This is a genomic window from Sabulicella rubraurantiaca (assembly GCF_017355885.1).
GTDB classification, from domain to species: Bacteria; Pseudomonadota; Alphaproteobacteria; order Acetobacterales; family Acetobacteraceae; genus Roseococcus; species Roseococcus rubraurantiacus.
In genome coordinates this window covers 1-19042 of sequence record NZ_JAFEUU010000022.1, presented here as the reverse complement: position 1 = coordinate 19042, position 19042 = coordinate 1, and the positions used below count along the sequence as shown (strand labels likewise).

Sequence of the window (19042 nt, the reverse complement as noted above, 5' to 3'; positions counted from 1 at the left end):
CAACTGCGCGCAGCGCAGCGCCGGGACGATACGGCGTAAAGGAGGCCCGCCCGAGAATCACGCCCATCTATGCGCGCATGCGCGAGGGGCGAGGATGGTCTGGCGGTAGCGAGCGTGCGGTAAGGACCGGAGGGCCGCGGAACGCCCCTGGTGCTGGTGGACGTGCGCTTGGGGCCAGCCGTAGTGACCTTTGGCCTTGCGTGGCTGCGCCGTGGCCGGTGGGAAGTGCGATGCCCTTCCGATACTAACGGCGCCGCTGCCGTGCGCCTGCCGCCACACTTGCGAGCACGCGTGGCGGAGATGGAGCGCGAAGCGGCAGAAGGTCTCGTCAGGTGGCCCTGAGTAAAACGTTAACCGCTCGCAGCATGGGAGGGTTTAGCTAACAAAAATTTACGTGCACAAGCATGCATCCCGCTTGATAGTCACACGCGGCCCGCGGGCATCACTATGGGCCCCGCTTGATAATCACGAAAGGTCCGGGAGCATTACTGTGTGCAATGTTGGAAAGCTTACGCGGCGAAGCATCCTCATCGTCGAGGATGAGTACCTCAAGGCACGCGACTTGGCGGAAGAGTTGGAGATGGTCGGGGCCGAGGTTCTGGGCCCTGTCGCCACGCTGCACGCCGCGCAGCAACTCATTACGCGCTGTGAGCGCATCGACGCGGCCGTGCTCGACGTGAAGCTGGGGACGGAAAGCGTCTACCCCGTGGCCGATACCCTCAGGCGTCGCGGCATACCGCTTGTCTTCTGCACCGGCTACGACCGCAGCGCCCTCGCCCCCGCCTTTCGCGACGCCCTCTTGTGCGAGAAGCCGAGCGAGCCCGCCGATATCATCCAGGCCCTGCAAGACCAGCTTGGGTCGCGGATTGCCGCCTGAGGCGCCTGTCAGGAAGTTTTTCTGCAGGAATGACGCAAAGCACAATTTGAAGTTTCGTAACGGCCTCGCTGTGCCACACTGCCGTTCGCTCAAGGTGCTTTGGCTGGTTGGTTGAGTTTTATGGCTGCGTTTGCAATCGGGAGGCGCAGTCAGGCCGCCTGAGCCTAGAGCCCCCGCCTTCGGGCGGGGGCTAATTTGGGCCGGAAAGGTCCAGGCGGTTGAGGTAATCGCGCAGGGCGCGGGCCTGATCCATCGTGAGGGAGACGCGGACGCTATCCCTTAGAGTCCCATCCTCAAGCGCATGGGCGTCAATGTTCAGCGAGGGGGCTTCGCCCGCTCCGCGCAACGGCGAGAAATAGACGTGGTTCCCTGTGTCGTCTGTGAACTCCGCCATCTCTCCGAATGGGGGATTGGGCGGGGTCAGAACGGTGTCGCGCATGTCTCACCTCAGAGCCGAGCTGCTACTTCGCCCGCAATAGCCGAAGCGCAGCTTACTCCTCCAGCATCACCGGCAGCAGCCCATCCCGCTCCACCCACCGGCCGAGCGAGGGTCGCCATGCACCGTGATCTGCGCGCCCCGGTGTCCGCACTCTTGGTACCGCATCCGAGGTAGAAGTTCCTGTGGAGCAGAAGCAGCCCCGGCTCGGAAGAGCCGGGGCCGTACCTAGTCACACCGTTTGAGGAAGCAAAGTGTGCTTAGGCCGCGACCTTGCGGCGGACCGCGGCGAGGCCAAGCAGGCCGATACCCATGAAAGCAAGGCCCGCGGGAGCCGGCACGGCCACCTGCGAGGCGCTTGCATTGCCGCTGACGCTCGCCGTGAAGCCGCAGATCGTCGAGCCGCAGATGCCAAGCGCCTCAGAAAGGGCCGTGAAGGTGAAGCCGATCGCGGACGGATCCTGAAGCTTGGAGGCTGGGACCCGGTCAGAGGTAAAGTTGACCGAGCCCGGGGGCTGGCTTGCGATCAGGCCAGCTTGGAAACCTCCGGCCGGCCCTGCGATGCGCGAACCGGCCAGGGCGATGTCGGAGAAACTGCCGGACAGGTAGTTGGTGCCGCCGCCGCCCAAGCCCGAGGTGATGCTGAAGGTGCCGGCGAAGGGCTGGAAGACATCGCCAGCGGCAAGTGTCGCAGCACCCGTGCTGATCGCATTCAGGTTCAGGAACGCGCTGAACGGGGTCGGGGTGCTGTCCTCATAGGCCGACACCGTCACCGCGACATTCGTCCCGGTCACAGTGGTCGAAGTGCCACCGCTGGCGGAGGCGGTAATGGTGTTGGCCGTCGCATCCTGAGAGAAGGCAATAATCGTCGTCGGCGCCGCTTGGGCGAAGGCACTCAGGCCAACAAACGCGGCGGTCGTCGCAAGTAGTGCAAGCTTCTTCATGTTGGTGGGTCCTCCTAGGACCGTAATGCTTTTGATGCTTCCGAACCTTGTTGGAACAGGAAACGTGTCCCTCTAAGTGTCGCAACGAGCGATGACCCGTCGGAAAATAACAAGCAATTTCCGGGCCATGTGGCTAAGTGCATGCGAAGGCATGATTCCTCAGAGGTTTCCATCACAGGAGTTCGGCAAACTGTAAAGAAAGCCGACGAAGCTCGATGTATGCTTGCTTGTTTCGCTCAGAAAACGGGAAATATTTTCTGTTGATGTGAAACCGACGCCTGCATCGGTAACTATGCGCACTCATAAGAGGAGGGGCAGCTATACGGCTTAAGGCTTTGAAATCGCGAAAAAATTAATTGCTGGCATGGCTCTTGCTTTGTGTGCTGACCCGTAACGTCGGGTGTTTTGGCAGGCCATCCTGGCCCCGCACAAAGAGGACAAACAATACTGTGCAGATTCTGAAGCAAGCGGTTCTGGGCTTTGCCCTTCTGGCGGCGCCTGTCGCGGTGAGCGCGGCGCCCCTGACGGGCTCGATCGACTTCGGGGGCATCTTCCAGGGTGTCGATGGCAGCGGCGCCAATGTCCGTCTCGCCGATGCCGTGGCCATCGACTTCTGCTCCAATGTGGTCGGTCCCTGCGTCACAGGTGCCGGTGGCTCCTTCTCGGTCGATGCCGTCAGCGCCGGCAGCAACCTGCCGGTGACGGCTGGCAGCATCGGCACGATCCAGGACTTCAACTTCGCCGCCTTCGCAGGCCCGATCGCTTGATCCGTCGTGCATCTGCAGGCGGCTGAGAAAGCCGCGTTGCCAAGCGAAGATAACGTGCTTCGGAGGACTAGACGCTCGCACGGCTGAGCATCACGTCCAGGCGTCCTGCTGCCAGGAAGCATCGCTCGGGGAGGTAGTTGGTGAATGAATGCGAGCGTCCCCGCAGGAATCGCGAACTTCACTCTCTGCCTCGATGGGGTTGGTGCCGCTGCGCACGTACCCCGGGACCGCCTCGCGAGTGGGTTGGCGCTAGGAGTGGAACCAGGGTCTGTTTGCGCTCGGTGGAGCGCACGGCTGCCTCGGGTGGACTGGCCCCCCCTCCGGGCAGCACTATTCATTGGCCGTTGCTCTCAGCCCCGACTAAGGCAGGGGGACTGGGAAGTTTGGGGTCGCGAAGGCACTCCCCGCAACGCTGACCATTTCCGGCCGCGTCAGCCTCAGGCGAGCAGGCGGTTCCATGCTTCCTGCTCAAAGGCGTGCGCTGGAAGGGCGTCAGGTCCCTTCAGCATCGACATCAAGGGCAGCCCGGTCGCTGGGTCCGCTCCAGTACGGTCCCAGGCGCGGGAACGCCGTTGGCGCGCCTCCTCCGAGAATTCGGCATGGAGTGTAGAAACGAGCCGGCCGATGAAGCGAAGGCGTCGCATTCGCTCACGGCGCTCCTCGACATAGGGTGCGAAGGCTCTATCGGACCTGTCGCCACTGAGAATGATCTCGGAGACGAGACGAACATCGCGCAGTGTGATGCTGAGCCCTTGACCGATGGTGGGGTCGTTGTGACCGGCAGCATCCCCAATCAGCACCACGCCGCGCGTGACCGGTTCATCAATCCAACTGTCGGCATTTGGGTAACCATGGCACGGCCCGATCGGGCGTGCTGCCGCCAGAGCCTCGCCGAAGGGCAGCGATGGCACGCGGTAAGCGGCCAAGAAGTTGCGAGCCGCCTCAGCACCAGCGTAGCGCCTGCGTTCGGCGATGGCGTAGTTGATGTAGAGCCGCACTCGGCCGCCGCCTTGAGGGAAGACGGAGAGCGTGGCTTTGCCATGGGCACCCAAGGTCTGCTCATCCTGTGGCCACGCCCCGGCGCCCTCAACCAGCAGCCCCGCGATGATGTGGTGGACCGGATCGGCCTCCGCATGCAGGCCGCTCTGGCGGGCCACCTCCGAGCCTCGTCCGTCGGCGCCAATGATCAGCCGCGGCGATATTTCGTGCCGTCGCCCATCGTGGTTGAAGCCGAGCCGTGGGCACTCGCCAAGCTCAATCGACATGCTAGACGCTCCGCGCATCAGCGTCGCCCCGGCCTTGCAGGCGGCAGTGTCGAGCTCTTCGCACAGGCGCGGGTGGCCCACGTTCAGCGCACCGCTGACGTCCGGCAACAAGGCGGCAAGATTGATGGAACGGGTCCGTGCCGCCTCTGGGTCCAAGCCTTCCCGGTAAGGAGCTGTCCGGGTGGTATAGTGCGCGCCGGCGCCTTCCAGAACGTCAAGCAAGCCGAGCCCGCTGGCCTCGGCGACGCCCCAAGGAGCTAGCCATTCGCCGCGGATGCGGTCACGGTGAACCTGTGTCTTCTCCAGCACGAGCACGTCCAAGCCGTTGCGAGCAAGCACAGTGGCAAGAGCCCCGCCGGCAATCCCAGCGCCAATGATTACGACGTCTGGTTGGTCGGCCATAGCGCACCTCTCGCGCTCGCGGGGCGCCCACGAGGCGTGGGTACGCCCGGGCACTATCTTGCTCCCGCCGCATGCGAACGACAACAGAATCCGCCGCACGCATGAAGCCGCTCCCTCTCGCCGATGGCTTACTGTGTAAGATCGATACGAAGTGGGAGGGGAACTGACGCCAAGTCATCCGCAGCTGAGCCCCCGTTAACGCTTGAGCCAGCCGAGCGCGGCGACGAGGCAGAGGAGGCCGAAGAAGGATCGTGCGGTCTTCTCGTATCGGGTGGCCACGGCCCTTCACTCTTTTCAGCTTTCAGCCGGGCCCATAGGTTCTCCGCGAAGGGGCGGCTGGCATAGGCCCAGTCGGAACACGAGATAGACGCCCCGTTGCGCTTGGCCCGCACAGCGGGCCGCGCCCCAAGGCCCAGACGTGCTCGCGGAAAGCGCGACTGCTGTAGCCGCGATCCTCCACGATCCAGAGCGGCACCTCGGGCACCCGCGTCAGCAACGGCACGGCCTGCGGTAACTCGTGCGCCTGAACGGGTGTGAGCGCGAAGGCCACTGCTCTGCCAGAGCCGTCGGCGATCACGCGCGCCTTCGTGCCGAAGCCACCGCGGGAGCGACCGAGTGCCTCGGTGCTGCCGCGTGGGTCGGAGGCGCCGGTGGGCCTATTTATCCGACACACCCGCAGCCTTCTGATGCGCGCTGATCGCGGTGCCGTCGAGAAAGGCCATGCCAAGCACCAAACCGCGCTCCTGTGCCAAGGCGAGCAACTGCCCTCACACACCAGGCGCGACAAGCGGGTGAAAGGATGGGCGGCCATCCACCAAGGCCCGAGTTCTGCGGGATGGCGCGCCACTTCGCCCCGTTCTCATACCGCCAGAGGATCGCTAAAATGGTCCGCCGCAGGTGGAGCGGCGGAACCTTGGCGTGCAGCCGGCAGGCTTCGATCAGCGGCTCCAACACCGCCCAACGGTCATCGGTCAGCATGGCTCGCCTACGCAAAAGCAAGCCCAACGCGCCGACCGCAGCGAGATTTAGGGACTAACAGGCCTTAATGTTCTTGAGCAGAAATGCCAGTCTTACGGTCCTTGTGCGCCTAAGCGGACCGCCGCTTGCGTCGGCCAGAGGCGCAAGCAAGAGCGGTGCGGTCACATGATGCCCGGGTTGCTGGGCTGGTAGTGGGTCCATGCCCCGAACGGTCGGGCAGAGAGCAGCACGAAGGGTTCGTCGATCCGAAAGCCAAGTTCGAACGCTGTGTCGAGCGTTCGCTGGGCCCGGCCTGGCACAACCATCGAAACCTGCTTCGGCTGAAGCTCGAGCGTGTCGCGCACCACCGCCCTGAGGGCGTCCGACGGGTCGGCCTCGGGCAATACCGCAAGCGGTCCGATATGGCCGGTCGGCGAAACATAGGCATAGCCCAGGGGCCTGCCAGCCTGCGCAACACTCAGCGCGCGAGCCGTGAAGCCGCCGAGCAAGAAGGCGTGATGTGATTCACGCCTGAAACCCAGCACCTCCTCGTCAATGCGGCTCAGCCAGTCACGTGACTGCGGCCAAGGCTCAATGGGCGCCACCTCCATCTTGGATGGACCGATCCGCGCCGCCACAAGTGGCGCAGCTGCAATCATCCGCAGCAGCGGCTCGCGCGGATACAAGCCGTTCCGGATGTAAAGCGCCGTCGATGCCGTGTTGTAGGCCATGGTGATCAGCGCCCGGTTCTCGGCGCCGTTCTCCTCGGCATGCCGCAGCGTCCGGGACAGCATGGCTTGCCCAATGCCCTGCGACTGGGTGCCGGGCCGAACGAAGAGCTGTGCGAGAAACCAGAAGCTCTGCCGCATCCAGGAGAAAGCAAAACCCTGGAGCGCGCCCTCTGCCTCGGCCACCCACAGGCTGGACGAGGGCTCGGCCAGGGAGAAGGCCTGAAACAGCGGCGGGCCCAGGGCGATGCTGGGCGGCAGGCCATGGCGCACGCGCAGGTCGTTGTAGGCATCCTGCACGATCCGCGTGGCCGGCTCGAGGTCCTCGTTGGTTGCGGGACGGTAGGTGATGGACATGCGCCACCTCTTCTCTGGACAGCCCGGTCACAAACAGCGCCTGCTGGCTAACCCGCGCCTGCGCGAGAATTTCGTCGCGCCATCAGAACACCGTAGGCCGCAACCGCCAGGATTGCAGCGCCAAAGAAGGCCGCGGCCGTCCCGAGCGCCGCAGCCGCGCCGCGCGCGGTGTCAGCAACCCAGCCTGCCGCCGGCGGCAGTCCCGCCATTCCGACGTAGAAGATCGTCCAGTAGATCCCCATGCCGAAGCTTCGGCTCTCGGATGCAAGAGCCCTGGCGGGCAGGGTCATGATCACGGTCGCAGCAACGCTCACCGCAAGGCCCGCGGCGACAAGCGCTGCCGATTGCGGGCCCACGCCTGCCGCCAAGGCAAGAACGGCCATCACCGTGATGCCCAAACAGCCGACGACAGCCAGCAGCGGCCGTCCCGTCCACGCCGCGAGCGCGCCGCCAAGCGGCGCGAGGGGAATGCTTGCCCACCCCGCGAGACTTGCCAGCGCACCGGCTGCCTCGGGGGAGGCGCCGCGTCCGGCCAGCAGTGCCGGGGCGAAACTCAGCAAGATGACATAGCCCACGTTCAAGGCGGCCCAGGCGATCCCGGAGGCCAGCACGGGGCCCCACTCACCGGGCCGCAGCGAGGCCTCACCGAGCGCCCCGCCCGCCGGCTGCGTCTCGACGTGTGACGCGGGCGCTGGCCGATCCTTCGCCAGGATGAATGGCGTGATGGCTAGCGCGAGAGCGCACGCGGCGGCGGAGGCCAGCACCGCCACACGCCACGATCCCGCCACGGCGGCAAGGATCGGCAATGTCACGAGCGCGATCCCGATGCCAAGCGGATTGGCCGCGAGGAAGACGCCCATCGCAGGCGCCAATGTTGGCCCTGTAAAACGGGCCATGACCATCGCCGAGAGCACCACGTTCAGCAGTGCCGCGCCCGCACCGGAGACGAGGCGAGTGGTCAGGGCGGTCCCAAAGCCCGGAGCCGCGGCGAGCGCGAGGCCGCCCACGGTGAGGAACACAAGGCCGGCGAACACCATGCGCCGCTCGCCGAGACGAGCCATGAGCCAGCCCGAGGGCAAGGCGACCAGAGTGCCGGGCAGCATGTAGGCACCGATCAGCGCACCGAGCCCAGCGTAGCCGAGGCCAAGGCCAGGATCGGCCAGCAGCAGCGGGCCCAGCGCACCCACGCACTGCACTTGGATCGTCAGTGCCACCCGGATGCTGATGATCAGGACGAGGGCAATCCAATGGTCGCGGCTGCCGTCGGACGTGCCGGACATGCTTGCAGCCACGGGCAATCTCCGTGCCGGGTGCGCCGAATGCTGGGGCGCAGAAGTTTAACCCTACCTGAACGATGGGCGGTGGCGGGCGTGCCGCCTTTCTAGGGAGCGGCATCGGCGTTGACGGGCGAACAATGAGCAGCGCTGGAGCCGCTGGCGGAGACGTGCCGCCCCCGGGCCAAGGTGGCGCCGCGCCATCTACGACGCACGATGGCGGCGATCCTTTGGTGACAAAAGAACGAGGCGAGGCGGCACGCTATCCCCGCCGAGCTGGGGCCGTGGTGGATGGCGGCGCCGACCCTCATCCGGTGGCCGCGGCTGGGCGTGTGGGGGCGGCCGCGGCAAAAGAGAGCCGAAGCGTCGGGCGTCATCCACGCGGCGCCGAGGCGCTTGGCCGCTCGCGGGGCGGCTTCGCACGAAGGCGTGCATGACCGCTGACGCGCAGGTCCCGCCGTGGCTTTTGCACTAATGCCGGTCAGGCGCATGAACTCGCGAACTATTGCACGGCAAGTCACTGCTCGCACGCTTACCCATTTTCCGCACTGGGTTGTGGCGGATCGCGGTTACTTGAGTCATGCCTTTCGCGAGCACATCTGGCATCTCGGCGCCCGGCCCGCTTACCGGCCAATCGCAATGAAGCGCCCGTCGCTTGCTCTGAGTGGTCCTACGCCACTCGTCGCCTCCTCGAAGACCTCTGGGCCAAGCTGAATGGGTGGCGCGCGATAGTACTGGATCCCGACTCCCTTCCTCGGCGTCCTCTGCCTCGCCGCCGCGCTCGAATAGCTTGGGCATTAAAGGACCATAGTTCTCCGGGATGCTAGGCCGACGGAAATTCCTTCCCCGAGAAGCCTCCGTCGGAACTATCCGCGCGGAGATGGTCGCCCCCGCCAGCGTCGAGGGCCTGCCCGAGGGGTCGCGCTTCGTCGGGTCGGCGCCGATGCTCCTTGGTGTTCAGAAGACCTCTCGCTTTGCAGCCTTGAATCGACGCCCTGCGGGGAAAATGCCGCAGTGGGTCTTACTGCCGGCGCGAAAATCACGCTTGCAGCGGGTTGCCGTTCCGGGCTGCTATTGGCGGACAATTGAGGTGCGGCGGTCCTCGAGCGCGGACACGAGGCGTCTGGGCTTGGGGTCGCTCCGGCTTTGCTAGGAGCTGTGCCGAAGAATGCCGCTTCTGGAGGCCCGAAACGTTGTCATGCGCTTCGGCGGCGTCACCGCCGTGGCGGGCGTCTCTTTCGACGTCGAAGCCGGGCAGATCTGCGGGCTGATCGGCCCAAACGGCGCTGGCAAGACGACGCTTTTCAACGTTGTCAGCGGCATCTACCGCCCAAGTGGCGGTGAGGTGCGCTTCGCCGGCCAGACGATAACGAGGATGCCACGGCACCGGATGGCCACGTTGGGCATCGGTCGCACCTTCCAGAATTTAGCGCTGTTTCGCTCGATGACAGTGCGCGGCAACGTCATCGCCGGGGCGCATTCCGGCGGGCGGTCGGGCTTCTTGGCCAATGCCCTGAGCTTGCCGTCCGCCCGCGCCGAGGGCGCCGCCGCTGCCGAGCGCACCGGCGAACTGCTCAGCTTGCTCTCGCTCGCCCCGCTGGCGGACATGCGGGTCGCTGACCTTCCCTTCGGTGTCCAGAAGCGCGTCGAGATGGCGCGGGCATTAGCCTGCCGGCCCAAACTCCTGCTGCTGGACGAGCCGGCCGGGGGCCTCAACCATGCTGAAGTGGACGAGCTGGCTGAGCTGCTCGAGCAGGTCCGCGCTGGCTTCGACGTCACCATCCTGCTGGTCGAACATCATATGGGCCTGGTGATGCGGGTCTCCGACAAGGTGGTCGCGCTCAACTTCGGCCGGAAGATCGCAGATGGCCCGCCGGACGAGGTCCGCGCTTCGCCCGAGGTCCTCCGCGCCTACCTCGGTGACGGGCAGTGCGCGGAGGCGGTCCATGCTGCTTGAGGTGAAGGGCCTCAAGGCCGGCTACGGCACCGCTGCCGTTCTGCACGGCCTCGACTTCGAGGTCGGGGAAGGCGACGTTGCCACGCTGCTCGGTGCAAACGGTGCCGGCAAGACCACGACACTGCGCGCCATCTGTGGAATGGTTCGCGCCGAAGGCGAAATCGTCTTCGGTGGCGAGCGCGTGTCCAAGGAAGCGACCGAGAGCATTGCGCGCCGCGGCGTCGCCCACGTGCCGGAGGGACGTGGCACCTTCATGGAACTTACGGTCGAGGAAAACTTGCGCCTCGGCGCCCACACCCGGCGTGACCCAAAGGTCCGGCAAGACTTCGAGCGGATGTGCGGATGGTTCCCGCTCCTGAAGGAGCGCTGGCGGCAGCAGGCAGGCACGCTCTCGGGCGGGGAGCAGCAGATGCTCGCCATCGCGCGCGCGCTGATGATGCGGCCGCGGCTCCTGCTGCTGGACGAGCCTTCCTTCGGGCTGGCACCGCTGATCGTCCGGGACATCTTCGGCATCCTGCGCAGGGTGCGCGAGGAGAGCGGGGTGGGCATCCTGCTGGTGGAGCAGAACGCTACCCTCGCTTTGGACCTCGCAGAACGCGCCTACCTGCTGGAAACCGGGCGCATCGTCCTGGCGGGGCCCGCCGTCGAGATTCGGCAGGACGAAGCCATCCGCCGCTCCTACCTGGGGTACTGAGAACGTGGACGCCTTCCTTCTCCAGCTTGCCGCCGGCGTCGCGACGGGCGGCATCTACGCCTCCGTCGCGCTGGCCATCGTGATGATCTACCGAGCGACGCACCACGTGAACTTCGCTCAAGGCGAGATGGCGACGCTTTCCACATTCGTTGCGCTCACGCTGATCCAGGCAGGGCTTCCGTACTGGGTGGCCTTCGCTGCGACACTCGCGGTTTCCTTCGTGATGGGTACGCTGGTGGAGCGGCTGATCATGCGCCCAGTGCAGCACGCGCCGGTCCTGACCCAGGTGGGGGTCTACATCGGCATGCTCCTCATCATTGGGAACCTGACGGGCTGGGTGTTCGGGTACACCACGAAGGTGTTCCCGTCGCCCTTCGAAGGCCATGGGCCGGCGCTGGGAGGGCTGATCTCCGCGCATCAGCTGGGCAGCGTCGGCGTCACGCTGGCCGTGCTGCTGCTGGTCTACCTGTTTTTCACCCAAACCTCGCTCGGGCTGGCGATGCGTGGGGCGGCCTACAACCCCGCCTCGGCGAAGATGGTGGGCATCCGGGTGGGGCGGATGCTGGCGCTCGGCTGGGGACTGGCGGCCATGATCGGCGCGGTGGCGGGGATGATGGTGGCGCCCATCGTGTTCCTCGACCCAAACATGATGCTCGGCGTGCTCCTCTACGCCTTTGCCGGCGCGCTCCTCGGCGGCATCGACAATCCGGCCGGCGCGGTTGCTGGCGGATTTCTCGTCGGCGTCCTGGAGAACCTCGCCGGGCCCTACCTTGTCGGCACCGAGCTGAAGCTGACGGTAGCGCTCGCGATCATAATCGGCGTATTGGTCCTGCGGCCCTCCGGGCTGTTCGGCCGCATCGTCCACGCAAGAGTGTGAGGGCGCGATGGAGGGCGTGTGCGGCAAGCCCCCCATCCGGCCCAACCCTGCGGATGCGTCACAGCCCGCGCGCGGAGCGGCGATAAGGCTGCGGCGTTATCTGCCACCGGTGGCCAGCCTCGCCGCCATCCTGGCGCCGCTCTGGCTGCTTGAGGGTTTCCACCTCTTCCAACTGACCGTCGCGGTGATCATGGCGCTGGCGGTTCTGGGTCTGAACATCGTCACTGGCTACAGCGGCCAAATTTCCTTGGGTCACGGAGCCTTTTTCGCGATCGGCGCTTACGTCACCGCGGCGCTGATGTCGCATGCAGGCTGGAGCTTCTGGGCGACCCTCCCCCCATCCGCCGCCCTCTGTGGCATCGTCGGCTACGGAGTCGGGCTACCGGCGCTGCGACTCGGCGGACTCTACTTGGCACTCGTCACGTTTTCCCTAGCGGTTGCGGTGCCGCAGTTGCTCAAGCACCGCTCGCTGGAGGCGTGGACCGGCGGCGTACAGGGGCTGTTCCTTTCCAAGCCCGAGCCGCCGCCCTGGCTTCCGCTCGACCCGGATCAGCACATGTATCTTTTGGCCGTGCTCGTGGCCGGATGTTGCTTCTGGCTCACCTCCAACCTGGTCTGCAGCCGCATCGGCCTGGCCCTCATGGCCATCCGCGACCATCCGGTCGCCGCGGAGGCCTCTGGCATGGACATAGCCGCGCTTAAAACGCGCGCTTTTGCTGTCTCGGCCATGATCACGGGCGTCGCCGGCGCGCTCTCGGCTGTGACGATCGAGTACGTGGCGCCCGACAGCTTCGGCCTCCCGCTGTCTATCACGCTTTTCGTCGGCATGGTTGTGGGCGGCGTGGCGTCCGTCCTCGGCCCGGTGTTCGGTGGCCTGTTCGTGCTCTTCGTGCCCAGCATCGCCGAGAGCATTAGCCGCGCCACGCCAGGGGTCGTCTACGGTGTCATCCTGATCGTCTTCCTGGTCGGCATGCCCGATGGGATCGCGGGGCTGATCCGCCGCGCCGCGCAGCGGATCGGCTGGAGCGCGGAGGACCGGACCACCTAGAACCGAGGAGAAACGCCATGACCACAAGCCGTCGCTTCCTGCTTGCCGCCGGCACACTGGCAGTCCCGCGGATCGCCCCCGCACAGCAGGCGCCGGGTGTCACCGCGAACGAGATCCGAATTGGAAGCACCAACGCGCTCTCGGGGCCAGCCTCTGCCTATTCGGTGATCTCGCGCGGCCTAGAGGCGTTGTTCAAGCGCCTCAACGACCATGGCGGTGTCGAAGGGCGGCGGGTGAGCTTCATCGTGTACGATGACGCGTACCAACCTCCGCGCACGCTGGAGCAAACGCGCCGCCTCGTCGAGCAGGACCGCGTGGCCTTCACCTTCAACCAACTCGGCACGCCTACCAACAGCGCTGTCCACCGTTACATGAACCAGCGCCGCGTGCCGCACCTGTTCCTCGCCAGCGGCGCCGACAAGTGGGCCAACCCGAGCGAGTACCCCTTCACCATCGGCTGGCAGCCGAGCCTCCGGACGGAGGCGCAGATCTACACGAAGCATGCGCTGGCGCAGAAGCCCGACGCGCGGATCGCTGTGCTCTACCAGAACGATGACTTCGGACGGGACTACCTCGCGGGCGTCCGCGACGTGGTCGGCGCGCGCTTCGATGCCGTGGTCCGCGCAGCGTCACACGAGGCCACGGACCCGACCATCGACAGCCAGATCGTGCAGCTTCAGTCCACAGGGGCCGACGTGCTTGTGTGCGGCATCCTTCCGCGCTTCGCCACCCAGGCGATCCGCCGCGTGCATGACATTGGCTGGCGTCCGATGATGTTCATGACCAACGTGTCCATCTCGGCCGGCGCGGTGATCCAGCCCGCCGGGCCGGGGCGTGCCGCGGGCCTGATGACGTCCGCATACTTGAAGGATCAAACCGATCCCGCCTGGGCCGACGACGCCGGCATGAAGGAGTGGCGCGGCTTCATGCGGCAATACCTGCCCGAAGCCGATCTCACGGACAACAACTACTTGTACGCGTACGGGGTGGGCTCCACCATGATCCACGTGCTCCGCCAGTGCGGCGGAGATTTCTCGCGCGAGAACGTCCTGCGCCAAGCCACCAACATCGCGCCCATGGAATTGCCAACTCTGCTGCCCGGGGTACAGGTGCAGAGCCAGCCCTCCAACTACAAGGTCATCCGCCGGATGCACCTCCAGCGATGGGACGGGCGATCCTGGGTCCGCTTCGGGCAGGCGATCGAGGGGTCCGACGTCTAGGGTGGCGCCCGCGCCCGGCCAGCAAGGGGCTTGGCAGAGCCACCCTGGCGGGCCGGGGGCAGCTTTCCGGCCGGCCCGAGGTTTTCGCCGCTGTTGCCGATGGCCGGTCGTGCACGAGCAGGCGGAGCGCCTTCTTGTCCACCTTACCCGTCGCCGTGTGGGGCAATTCGCGCACAAACGCCACGTCGTCGGGAAGCCACCATTTTGGCGACCGTTCCCTCCAGGAAACTGAGGAGCGCCTCCTTGGCCGGGGCAGTATTGGATCTCGGCACGACGAGCGGGGGCGCTCCCCGCCGCGGGTGCGGCACGGCGATTGCGGCGGCCTCGGCGGCGTGTGGATGACCGGATCCTCGAGGCGGCGGGAGGTGTTCCAGGCCATGCTCGCCACGCGGTCGCCCAAGCGGACGCCGTCGCAGGCCACGCGGAGCGCCCTTTGGCGGCTGGCAGCGTAATTCGTCTGATGGATCGGTTTCTCAACGGAGCGCGAAATCACCTCGCGCTGAGAATGTTGCTGGGCCGCATGATCGATCACGCGATGCATCAGTAGCGGGCAATCCTGCATCAATCCGAGCAGGGCGCCCCATCCCTCCATCCCTTGCGAAGCGGGCAGTCGAGATCGCGCGGGCCCGCTCTTGCCGTCCATGATCCCGATGGTGCCGCAGGATGCGAATGACTTTGTCGCAATCAGCTTCGGCTGGCACCAAGTCGGGTAGGCCGCGGGCTCAGACCTTGATCTCGTGCCACTGACAGTGCCCTTTCTCGCCAGACTCTGGAGCATTTTCGTCTTCCATGGATTCGGTTGATCTGGGCCGCGTGGACAAATCGGCGAAGCGGGGTTCCCCGGCACGGGCTGGCGTGACTCGAAGCTGGTCCCCTGGAGTGGTCGGCACAGGGCGGCTGTCCACCGAAGGATCATCGTCGCGCGCTGGACGGCATCTTTTGGATTGCCCGAACCAGCGCGCGATGGCGAGACCTGCCAAAGGAACTCGGCAACTGGAATTCGGTCCATCGGCAATTCCGCCGCTGGGCCATCTCCGGTGTGTGGGACGTGCTCTTGCAGGCGCTCGCAGACAGCGGCGACGAGACCGATCTGCTGCAGATGATCGACAGTACCATCGTCCGGGCACACCACTGCTCCGCTGGAGCAAGGGGGGGACGCAGAGAAAGACCCTGGGCCGCTCACGTGGTTGGTTCTCGACCAAGCTCCACCTGCGCGCCAGTGCCGTGGCCTGCCCATTGCGGTCGTTCTGACGCCCGGCGAGGCCCACGACCTGACCGCCTACGGCGCCCTCATGGCCGAGCGGGACAGGGATCCTGGCGTGCTGCTCGGCAACCGGGGCTACGATAGCGACAGCCTGCGGCAGGATGCCCGCGACCGGGGCACGCGGCCGGAAATCCCGGCCAAACGCCGCCGCAGCAAGGTCCAGCACTCGGTCTGCAAACGCCTCTAGGCCCTGCGCGCTCGCATCGAGTGCTTGTTCAACCGCCTCAAAAACTGCCGCCGGGTCGCTACCCGCTACGACCACACCGCAAGCAGCTTTCTCGGCTTTGCCCTGCTCGGCTGTAGCCGCCTATGCATCAGGTGTTTGGGCGCCTAGCGCGCGAAACCGGCTGCCACCAGCATGTCACGCACAGTCCTACGCGCGGTTTCCAGCCCCGCGGCATCGCGCCCGAATGTCGTACCGCGCTCCACGCAGGGATCAGAAGCATAGGTGAAGGGACGCCCGGTCGCGCTGTTCACGAGGTTCCCCTCCGGGGTCTCACGAATGTTCGGACATCCGCGCGTGGTCTGCGCCTGCGGTGCTCGGCTGAGGTTCCCTGCCGGCGCATCGAAAACGTGGTGCGCCTCGGGGATCTCCAGGATTGAAGCGTCTCGCCCCGCCGCGCGCAGCCTGCCGATCAGGTCGCGGCATTCGGTGATCGGGATGAAGTCGTCCGCCGTGCCGTGGATGATCCGGACCGGGGCGCCAGTGGCAAGAGCGTCCCGGAAGTCCCGGTTGCACGTTGGGTAGAAGGCGATGTGCAGGGCGTAGCGCGCCCGTGACTGCGCGGCGTGCATCTCCCGGAAGCGGTCCATCGCGGCCCAGTGCGCGGCCCCGCCGCCACGGGAGAAGCCCATGACCGCGACCCGCGCCGGGTCGATCCGCGGATGGGCCGCGAGGAGATCAAGGGCGCGGTAGGCGTCCACGACCATCGCCAACCGGCTGAGGCGGTCCTGGTCGGCCACCGTGCTGGTGATTTCCCGACCCGCGAAGCTATCCACGACAAAGGTCGCGATGCCCATGCCGTTCAGCTCATGCACCCAGGCTTGAAGATGTGAGCTGATGCCGCCCGAACCGTGCAGGAGCACCACGGCAGGGAGGCGGTCGGTCCCTGCGACGGGCAGGCGGAGTTCACCGGCGATGGTCACGCGCGAGGTGTCGGCCGCCCCGGTGAGGAACTGCTGGTCGGTCGGAGTGCGGGTTTCGAAGGGGTGAAGCTCCACGCGCGGGACGACTTGCGCCTCGGCCATCCAGGGCAGACAGGCCAATCCGAGAACCGCCAGGAACCGCCGCATCGCTCCGCTTCCCCTGACCAGTCTCGGGCAGGCCGGGGCGATCAGGTCAAGAAAAAAGCACTCTGCTTTGTCCACACGCCCTAGTCCTTCGCCTGGCGGCACAGGTTGTCGCCGCGCCCTAGCTGTGACCCTTGGCCACTCGCCGCTTGAAGACCTCGCCAGATGCCGGATACGCGAAGGCACGCCGCTTCGGGTCATCAAGGGCGCCTGGGCCGGCCTCGATGGGGTCGGCCTCTGGCAAGAGTGATCGAGTCCGGCTCTGATGAACGACGTCGGCCGACGGGCTGAGATCAAGACACCAGTCGGGCGGGCCGAGCCCGTCCGACATGCGCCTGATCCGACAGCACGCATAACTGCCAACTCGACCTTCACCTGGCCTAATCGTACGAGCCATCGACCAAGAAGGCGTGGTGCCTTCACTTCAAGTCAGATGCGCTCGCCTCAATGCTGATCGTCCACCATGGCTGGTTCCGCTCGTGGTATCGCCGGGTCCGCCCCGAAGTCGTCTCCCGTTACACTCGCCGCTTCGAATTTCGCGGGCCGTTGTGGCGGTGGCGTCCCAACGCTCGCAGGCATCGGTACTTCTGATGCGAAGCCTCCCACTCACCTCGTTTGGCTTCGTGAGATCCCAACGAGGACTAGGCGGGGCTTCATCATCTTCGGGGACCATCAGGCCGCTTCGACTTCGTCAGCCACGGCGGTGGCAGCCCCAAGCGCTCCCCGGCCTCGCGTGCCAAGCGCTGCCGCTCCGCGTAGTTGTTCTCGGGATAGGTCACTGACTGACCGCGCAGCACAAGCTCGTCCCTTCGAGCCGTACCGACGACGGGTAAGACCACTGGCATGAACCGGATGGGTACCGATGGACGAGGAGCCAAGAGCGGCCGCAGCCGGGCCGGCATGGATCTCGCGAAGGATCAAGAAGGCGCGGCTGTCGTCACGCATCGAAACAACAGCTCGGGACGTTCCATAGGACCAAGTCCGACGGAGGGACGAAGACGATGCGTGACGTCACTGTAGATTTCGGGCCAGCCGAGAATAGCATCCCTATTTGGGAAGATGATGATGAACCGAACTCGCATCGTATAAAAGCCAGCGCGCTTTGGATCTTGAGTCTTAACTTCGAGACCCTTCCTTCCTCCGTGCACGAACTCCGGCGAGAACTGACGGAAGCCGGATATCTGCTCACACCGCCGGCCAAAGGATGCGCCTGCACCGTCGAGACTGGCCGCTGGACCAATGAGGATGCGGTTGGAACCAGCGCTGTTTTCTACCTTCATCAAAACCGTGGGCTCAACATGCGGAAGCTGGCGACGCTTCGCTGCATCGTACTCGCCAATGGCTCGATCAAGGCAGTGCATGACGGGGGCGATTACCAACGCCTCTTTTCGAGTTCGCCAAGCGACGAGGATATCGCAGCAACACTCCGCGGTTTCGTGAGAGCTGTGCTGCCTGATTTTTCCTCCGGCCTCTGATTGAGCGGAAGCGAAGAGCCGCCGCTAGCAGCGCTAGCTTCACCGAGGCCTGACGCTGCAAGCTCCGAAGCTGGCGAGTTCCAGTAAGTTTTCTCGAGCGTGCCCAGCGACGACGATGTCGCTGCGACGTTCCGCGATCTGGTGAAGGCTGTGCTGCCGGACTTTATCCCGGCATCCGATTGAGCGGGAACGATGATCTGCCATTAGCCTCCCACCTGCCTACTGCCCGCGCTCTCATGTAGGGCTGGGCCAACATCCGCCCGGGTCCTGCAGCCTTCTCGCAGCGCACAGACCATCGGCGCGGCACAGGCCATGGAGCGATCAGTCATGGTGGAGTTTCCGGAAGTTCAAGCGTGGTTGAGCGACGTGCAGGGCACGACGTGGGCCGCTTGGTTCCAGGCAGTTATATCTGCAGCCGCCATCTTGGCTGCAGTGTGGATTGCAAGCAGCCAAGGCAGGCGCGGGGAAAAAAGCCTGCGCAAAGAACGCGAAGAGGTCGTCCGTAACGCATCTGAACTGGCTGACAGGATTCTGGCTGGGTTGGACCTCGCCGTGGAACGGCTCGCTGGACGCCACCAGGGCCAAGCCCGTTCCAACGCGGGTCTTGCAGCCACCAGAATGGCGGTTGAGACGTTGGCGACCTACAATTTCGCCGTGGTCCGAGACGCTGCGGTCGTCTCCAACATCCACGTCATCGTGCATAGCGCCTTCGTGGTTCTGAGCCAGATCGACGATCTTGAAGGAGCTTCTAGCAGCGCCAGCACACAGCCACTGGGTCTCGAACGCCCCAAGGCTTCCCTCGAGATCGTGAGGAGAGCCGTGGAGCATCTGAAGACCATGAAAGGCTGATTGCCCTTGGCAGACAGTATTTCTTCGCTCTTTGCGTCCAGGGCGGTGCGAGGACGTGTAATACCAAGTCCTGTTGATCAGAACCCATGGGCCCAGTCTCGAAGGCCGATGGACATGATGCGCCAGGGCTCGGCGATGAGCCTGTTCCAGGCGTGGCAGCAGTGATCGACGATGTCGTCGTGGGCGGCGAAGATACGGTTGGACAGCCAGTTGTCGCGCATGAACTGCCAGACTTTCTCCATGACGTTCAGCTCGGGGCACTTCGGCGGCAGCGGCAGCAGGCTGATGTTGGCCGGCACCCGGACCCGATCCGACAGATGCCAGCCCGCCTGATCGAGCAGCAGCACGGCGTGCCTGCCAG

General features: G+C 65.4%; 18 protein-coding genes and 2 pseudogenes. 12 read left to right on the top strand and 8 right to left on the bottom strand.

Annotation, left to right across the window (positions count from 1 at the left end):
* Positions 1-490: 490 nt before the first annotated feature.
* Complete coding sequence (locus tag JTJ31_RS22110) at positions 491-877, top strand: response regulator (protein ID WP_207540922.1); 387 nt, start codon at positions 491-493, stop codon at positions 875-877.
* Between the two features lie 190 nt (positions 878-1067).
* Here JTJ31_RS22110 and JTJ31_RS22105 read toward each other — a convergent pair whose 3' ends face one another.
* Positions 1068-1316: a hypothetical protein gene (locus tag JTJ31_RS22105; protein ID WP_207540921.1), complete on the bottom strand. Its 249-nt coding sequence runs from the start codon at positions 1314-1316 to the stop codon at positions 1068-1070.
* A gap of 257 nt (positions 1317-1573) precedes the next feature.
* Positions 1574-2257, bottom strand: coding sequence for a hypothetical protein (locus JTJ31_RS22100; RefSeq protein ID WP_207540920.1), 684 nt, complete (start codon positions 2255-2257; stop codon positions 1574-1576).
* Positions 2258-2706: 449 nt separating this feature from the next.
* Here JTJ31_RS22100 and JTJ31_RS22095 point away from each other — a divergent pair, with 449 nt between their 5' ends.
* Positions 2707-3024 (top strand): hypothetical protein, encoded by a 318-nt coding sequence (locus JTJ31_RS22095; protein WP_207540919.1) that lies wholly within the window; start codon positions 2707-2709, stop codon positions 3022-3024.
* Between the two features lie 437 nt (positions 3025-3461).
* Here the strand turns inward: JTJ31_RS22095 and JTJ31_RS22090 are convergent, their stop codons facing one another.
* The 4 genes from JTJ31_RS22090 to JTJ31_RS22075 form a co-directional block, all read right to left on the bottom strand.
* Positions 3462-4691, bottom strand: a complete 1230-nt coding sequence (locus JTJ31_RS22090) for an NAD(P)/FAD-dependent oxidoreductase (RefSeq protein WP_207540918.1) — start codon at positions 4689-4691, stop codon at positions 3462-3464.
* A 660-nt stretch (positions 4692-5351) separates the two neighbouring features.
* Positions 5352-5669 (bottom strand): transposase, encoded by a 318-nt coding sequence (locus JTJ31_RS25445; RefSeq protein WP_408015435.1) that lies wholly within the window; start codon positions 5667-5669, stop codon positions 5352-5354.
* A 161-nt stretch (positions 5670-5830) separates the two neighbouring features.
* The gene (locus JTJ31_RS22080) at positions 5831-6733 is read right to left on the bottom strand and encodes a GNAT family N-acetyltransferase (protein WP_207540917.1); all 903 of its coding nucleotides are present in this window, start codon (positions 6731-6733) and stop codon (positions 5831-5833) included.
* Positions 6734-6780: 47 nt separating this feature from the next.
* Positions 6781-8013, bottom strand: a complete 1233-nt coding sequence (locus JTJ31_RS22075) for an MFS transporter (protein ID WP_207540916.1) — start codon at positions 8011-8013, stop codon at positions 6781-6783.
* A 144-nt stretch (positions 8014-8157) separates the two neighbouring features.
* Between JTJ31_RS22075 and JTJ31_RS25440 the strand changes: the two are divergent.
* The 8 genes and pseudogenes from JTJ31_RS25440 (at position 8158) to JTJ31_RS22040 (ending at position 15254) form a co-directional block, all read left to right on the top strand.
* A pseudogene (locus tag JTJ31_RS25440) lies at positions 8158-8796 on the top strand (IS5-like element ISMex42 family transposase).
* A 379-nt stretch (positions 8797-9175) separates the two neighbouring features.
* Positions 9176-9964, top strand: a complete 789-nt coding sequence (locus tag JTJ31_RS22070) for an ABC transporter ATP-binding protein (protein ID WP_207540915.1) — start codon at positions 9176-9178, stop codon at positions 9962-9964.
* Entirely contained in the window at positions 9954-10658 is a 705-nt protein-coding gene (locus tag JTJ31_RS22065) for an ABC transporter ATP-binding protein (RefSeq protein WP_207540914.1), read from the top strand. Before JTJ31_RS22070 ends, JTJ31_RS22065 begins: the two co-directional genes overlap by 11 nt.
* A gap of 4 nt (positions 10659-10662) precedes the next feature.
* Positions 10663-11535 carry a branched-chain amino acid ABC transporter permease gene (locus JTJ31_RS22060; RefSeq protein ID WP_207540913.1) on the top strand — a complete coding sequence of 291 codons (873 nt, stop codon included), beginning with the start codon at positions 10663-10665 and terminating at the stop codon, positions 11533-11535.
* A 109-nt stretch (positions 11536-11644) separates the two neighbouring features.
* On the top strand, positions 11645-12583 hold the full coding sequence (locus JTJ31_RS22055) for a branched-chain amino acid ABC transporter permease (protein ID WP_207540912.1): 939 nt from the start codon (positions 11645-11647) through the stop codon (positions 12581-12583).
* 17 nt (positions 12584-12600) lie between these two features.
* A complete protein-coding gene (locus JTJ31_RS22050) occupies positions 12601-13803 on the top strand; it encodes an ABC transporter substrate-binding protein (protein WP_207540911.1) in 1203 nt (400 codons plus the stop codon).
* Positions 13804-14677: 874 nt separating this feature from the next.
* A pseudogene (locus tag JTJ31_RS25435) lies at positions 14678-14845 on the top strand (transposase); the annotation flags it as partial.
* A 145-nt stretch (positions 14846-14990) separates the two neighbouring features.
* The gene (locus JTJ31_RS22040) at positions 14991-15254 is read left to right on the top strand and encodes a transposase (RefSeq protein WP_207540910.1); all 264 of its coding nucleotides are present in this window, start codon (positions 14991-14993) and stop codon (positions 15252-15254) included.
* A 143-nt stretch (positions 15255-15397) separates the two neighbouring features.
* On the opposite strand, the gene JTJ31_RS22035 is transcribed toward JTJ31_RS22040, so the two are convergent.
* The gene (locus tag JTJ31_RS22035; RefSeq protein WP_207540909.1) at positions 15398-16360 is read right to left on the bottom strand and encodes a dienelactone hydrolase family protein; all 963 of its coding nucleotides are present in this window, start codon (positions 16358-16360) and stop codon (positions 15398-15400) included.
* Between the two features lie 998 nt (positions 16361-17358).
* Here JTJ31_RS22035 and JTJ31_RS22030 point away from each other — a divergent pair.
* Both JTJ31_RS22030 and JTJ31_RS22025 read left to right on the top strand, forming a co-directional pair.
* On the top strand, positions 17359-17832 hold the full coding sequence (locus JTJ31_RS22030; RefSeq protein ID WP_207540908.1) for a hypothetical protein: 474 nt from the start codon (positions 17359-17361) through the stop codon (positions 17830-17832).
* A 327-nt stretch (positions 17833-18159) separates the two neighbouring features.
* Positions 18160-18681: a hypothetical protein gene (locus JTJ31_RS22025; RefSeq protein WP_207540907.1), complete on the top strand. Its 522-nt coding sequence runs from the start codon at positions 18160-18162 to the stop codon at positions 18679-18681.
* Between the two features lie 77 nt (positions 18682-18758).
* Here JTJ31_RS22025 and JTJ31_RS22020 read toward each other — a convergent pair.
* A partial coding sequence (locus tag JTJ31_RS22020; protein ID WP_207540906.1) for a transposase occupies positions 18759-19042 on the bottom strand: 284 nt, incomplete at its 5' end.